We start from the raw sequence: 3,601 nt of genomic DNA on the forward strand, positions 1-3,601 counted from the left end.
GGGTTGTTAAGAATCGGAGACACTGAATCTCAAGACGTTGCTTGAGCCGTGTACGGTGAAAGTCGTATGCACGGTTCTGAGGGGAGGGAGGGGGATATATATCTAAAACCTCCTCCTTTACCCGACGTGACAGAAGAGGACTATACCCCGTGCAACTCATCGGAATGCTCGATTCGCCCTATGTCCGCCGCGTGGCCATCTCCCTGCAACTGCTCGACCTGCGCTTTGAGCACCAGTCGTTGTCGGTATTTCACACCTTCGGACAGTTCCAGCAGATCAATCCCGTCGTCAAGGCACCAACGTTTGTGTGCGACGACAGCAAGGTGCTGATGGATTCCACGCTGATCCTGCAGTACGCGGAAGTGCTGGCGCGTCCTCGAAACCTTATGCCCACAGCGCTCCAAGAGCTTCAACATCACCTGCGAGTCATCGGGCTAGCACTGGCAGCCTGTGAGAAGAGCGTTCAGATCGTCTACGAACGGGACTTGCGCCCCCCCGAGAAGCTGTACGAGCCGTGGCTAGCTCGTGTCACCGAACAATTACTCGCCGCCTATGAAGCACTTGAGGAGGAGGTTTCCCGTCGTCCGCTTGCCGTCACTAGCGAAACCATCATGCAAGCCGGTGTGAGCGCGGCGGTGGCTTGGCACTTCACGCAGCAAATGATCCCCGAGGTTGTGCCATCCTCCAACTATCCGTGTCTAGTTGCTTACTCTGCAAAGGTGGAAGCACTACCCGAGTTCATCGCCGCCCCGCACGGTGACAGCACGTATCGCCATGACGGCTAACCCCGCGCTAAGCGGTCGAGCGAGCCCAGACTATGGATAGTCCTGAAAGATCTATCTGCTCCCTTTCCCAGACTGCACATGGTACAGCCAAGTTAGGATCTATCAAGAGATATGAGTTTTGACGCGCTTTCAAGTCTCCGCTGATTATCCTTTAGAGATACAGTCAAACATCACCTGAATGCCTACCCTGTTGACAATTGGGCCATATCGTTTCTTTTGCTATGCCGGAGACCGTGATGAACCACCCCACATACATGTTGAACGCGATCAAGATGAGGCAAAGTTTTGGCTGACCCCAGTCCGGCTTCAAAGTAATAGGGGATTTAGTCGTAAAGAGATCAACCGTATTCAAAAGCTGGTCGAAGAACATCAAGATAGGTTATTAGAGGGCTGGAATGACTTCTTTAATGATTGACTTACTAGATATACCTACAATTCGAGCTATTGAGATCACAGACGACACTTTATCTATTGATTTATCAGATGGTCGAACTATTTCTGTACCGCTAGCATGGTATCCACGTCTATTACACGGTTCTATGGAAGAGCGTCAAAATTGGCGATTAATTGGTAAGGGTGAAGGTATTCATTGGAACCAGCTTGACGAAGATATCAGCGTTAAAAATATGATTTTAGGCCAACCATCAGGGGAAAGTCAGAAATCATTTCAGCGATGGCTTACACACCGTGCAGAAGCAGGCTAACAAATCGTTGCAACGGCGGACGAAATATTATTGGTAATAGCCCAGGCTTTCTTGCCGCCGTTGAACTCAATCGTTGGGCTGCTCGAATTGTTGGTTAGAGAAATCATTTGGAAATCGCTGGTTAGAATTAGAGTCAAGCGGTCTGGATGTATCATTAAAGGAGCATTCTCATATGAAGCTATTAATTCTTGGCGGAACCCGATTTCTTGGTCATCATTTGGTGACGATCGCTCTTGCTCATAAACATGAAGTCACACTGTTTAATCGAGGACAACATTCATCGACTGCTTTCTCAGGGGTTGAAACAATTTATGGTGATCGCCATCATGACTTAGCGCTACTTCAAGGTCATCAATGGGATGCTGTGATTGATACCTGTGGATACCTACCCCGCTCTGTCCGAGCATCCGCAGAAATTCTGGCGAATTTGGTTGATCGCTATGTGTTTATTTCTAGCCTTTCTGTTTATGCAGATGTGACTGTTCCAGGTGTGGATGAAGCTTCATCTCTGGTGACATTAACCGACGAGCAATTGCAGAGAGCAAATGCAATCGATACATCAGGACAAGTCTCTGCAATGACCTATGGCGATTTGTACGGTGGCTTAAAAGTCTTGTGTGAGCAGGCAATCGAAGAAATCATGCCAAATCGATCGCTCATCTTGCGTCCAGGACTGATTGTAGGTGTGGGGGATTACACGGATCGATTTACCTATTGGGTAGTACGGGTAGCCTGTGGAGGAGAAGTATTGGCTCCGGGCAATCCCAATCGTTACCTTCAATTAATTGATGTTCGAGACCTAGCAGAATGGGTTCTTAACCAAATAGAAGCTAAGGCAACAGGTATCTACAATAATGTAAATGGAATGCCAAGCCAACTGACGATGAAAACTTTTCTGGAGCAGTGCAAAGCAGTCAGCAACAGTGACGCACTCTTTACGTGGGTGAGCGATGAGTTCCTCGTACAAAAGCAAGTGGCTCCGTGGAGTGAAGTGCCCCTCTGGATACCCGATGAGATGTCAGAATTAAAAGGCTTTATGTTCATAGACTGTAGTCAAGCATTTACGGCTGGACTTAAGCTTCGTCCAGTGAGCCAGACAATTCAAGATGTGTTAAGTTGGCGCAAAACTCATCACTCTCAAGAAAAACTGAAAGCAGGTCTTGATTCTGACAAAGAGCAGGATTTGCTGAGTCAATGGCACGAAATGCAGCAATATGAACATGCACAAACATAATCAATTCCTTTTTGAAGCATACAGGCTACTCCCCTGATTGAATGTGGCTAAAAGCGCAGCACAACAAGTCATTGGAGCAGACGTACACAGTCTTCTCGCTTTGTTTCAAGCATACCTGTCGCCGCTCAATTTGGTTTTAGCCGTCATAAACCCCGCCGCGAGGTTCAGAAGCTATCAATCCCGCTCTGCTCACCGCTGACGAGAGAATCAAATCGTTTGAGGATCAAGAAATGAAGCCCATCATGAACCTTGAGCAGGTCGAGTTCGACGACGTTGAGGAAAACGGTCTCTACACTTCAAGTAGAGGACAGATTAGTGACTACATCGGGGCGAAGAAGCTAGGCTACAACTTGACAGTTTTGCCACCTGGGAAGGCTCAGTGTCCATTTCATAACCACCATGGTGAGGAAGAAATGTTCCTGATCCTCGAAGGCGAAGGTGAGTTGAGGTTCGGCGACAAGCGCTATCCGATCCGTAAGCATGATGTAATCGCTTGTCCTCCCGGTGGTGCAGAGGTCGCTCACCAAATCATCAACACAGGAACGACGACCATGCGCTACCTGGCGCTGTCAACGCTCGTTGATGTTGAGGCGTGCGAGTATCCGGACTCTCAGAAAGTTCTCATAGTGACCGGAAATCGCGGGGAGCAAGGTCTTCGGAAAATGTTTCTTGCTGAGGACACTGTTGACTATTACGACCGCGAGCAGTTGTAGAACCTTCGATCAAGAGGCTCTTCCGGATCCAGGGTGGTAATTGTATAATGAGTTACGTTTAGGGGGATTGACATCATGGACTTTCACCTAGATACGCTGCTTAATTTTCCTAATGCAACCGTCGAGCAGTGCATTCAGGAGGCCGGAGAGATATTTCTGACATTG

Annotated in this window: 5 protein-coding genes; all 5 read left to right on the plus strand. The window is 48.3% G+C overall.

The window, feature by feature from the left end; all coding sequences use genetic code 11:
- Nucleotides 1–149: 149 nt before the first annotated feature.
- The 5 genes from IQ254_RS30240 to IQ254_RS30260 all read left to right on the plus strand — a co-directional run bounded on the left by IQ254_RS30240 (nt 150) and on the right by IQ254_RS30260 (nt 3,436).
- Nucleotides 150–785, plus strand: coding sequence for a glutathione S-transferase (locus IQ254_RS30240; protein ID WP_193969846.1), 636 nt, complete (start codon nt 150–152; stop codon nt 783–785).
- A 178-nt stretch (nt 786–963) separates the two neighbouring features.
- The gene (locus tag IQ254_RS30245; RefSeq protein ID WP_193969847.1) at nt 964–1,200 is read left to right on the plus strand and encodes a DUF4160 domain-containing protein; all 237 of its coding nucleotides are present in this window, start codon (nt 964–966) and stop codon (nt 1,198–1,200) included.
- On the plus strand, nt 1,181–1,489 hold the full coding sequence (locus IQ254_RS30250; protein ID WP_193969848.1) for a DUF2442 domain-containing protein: 309 nt from the start codon (nt 1,181–1,183) through the stop codon (nt 1,487–1,489). The genes IQ254_RS30245 and IQ254_RS30250 overlap by 20 nt, the downstream gene beginning before the upstream one ends.
- Before the next feature lie 172 nt (nt 1,490–1,661).
- Nucleotides 1,662–2,723, plus strand: a complete 1,062-nt coding sequence (locus tag IQ254_RS30255) for an NAD-dependent epimerase/dehydratase family protein (protein WP_193969849.1) — start codon at nt 1,662–1,664, stop codon at nt 2,721–2,723.
- Nucleotides 2,724–2,953: 230 nt separating this feature from the next.
- Nucleotides 2,954–3,436, plus strand: coding sequence for a cupin domain-containing protein (locus tag IQ254_RS30260; RefSeq protein ID WP_193969850.1), 483 nt, complete (start codon nt 2,954–2,956; stop codon nt 3,434–3,436).
- Nucleotides 3,437–3,601 lie beyond the last annotated feature (165 nt).

The sequence above is a fragment of the Nodosilinea sp. LEGE 07088 genome, assembly GCF_015207395.1.
Classification (GTDB): Bacteria; Cyanobacteriota; Cyanobacteriia; order Phormidesmidales; family Phormidesmidaceae; genus Nodosilinea.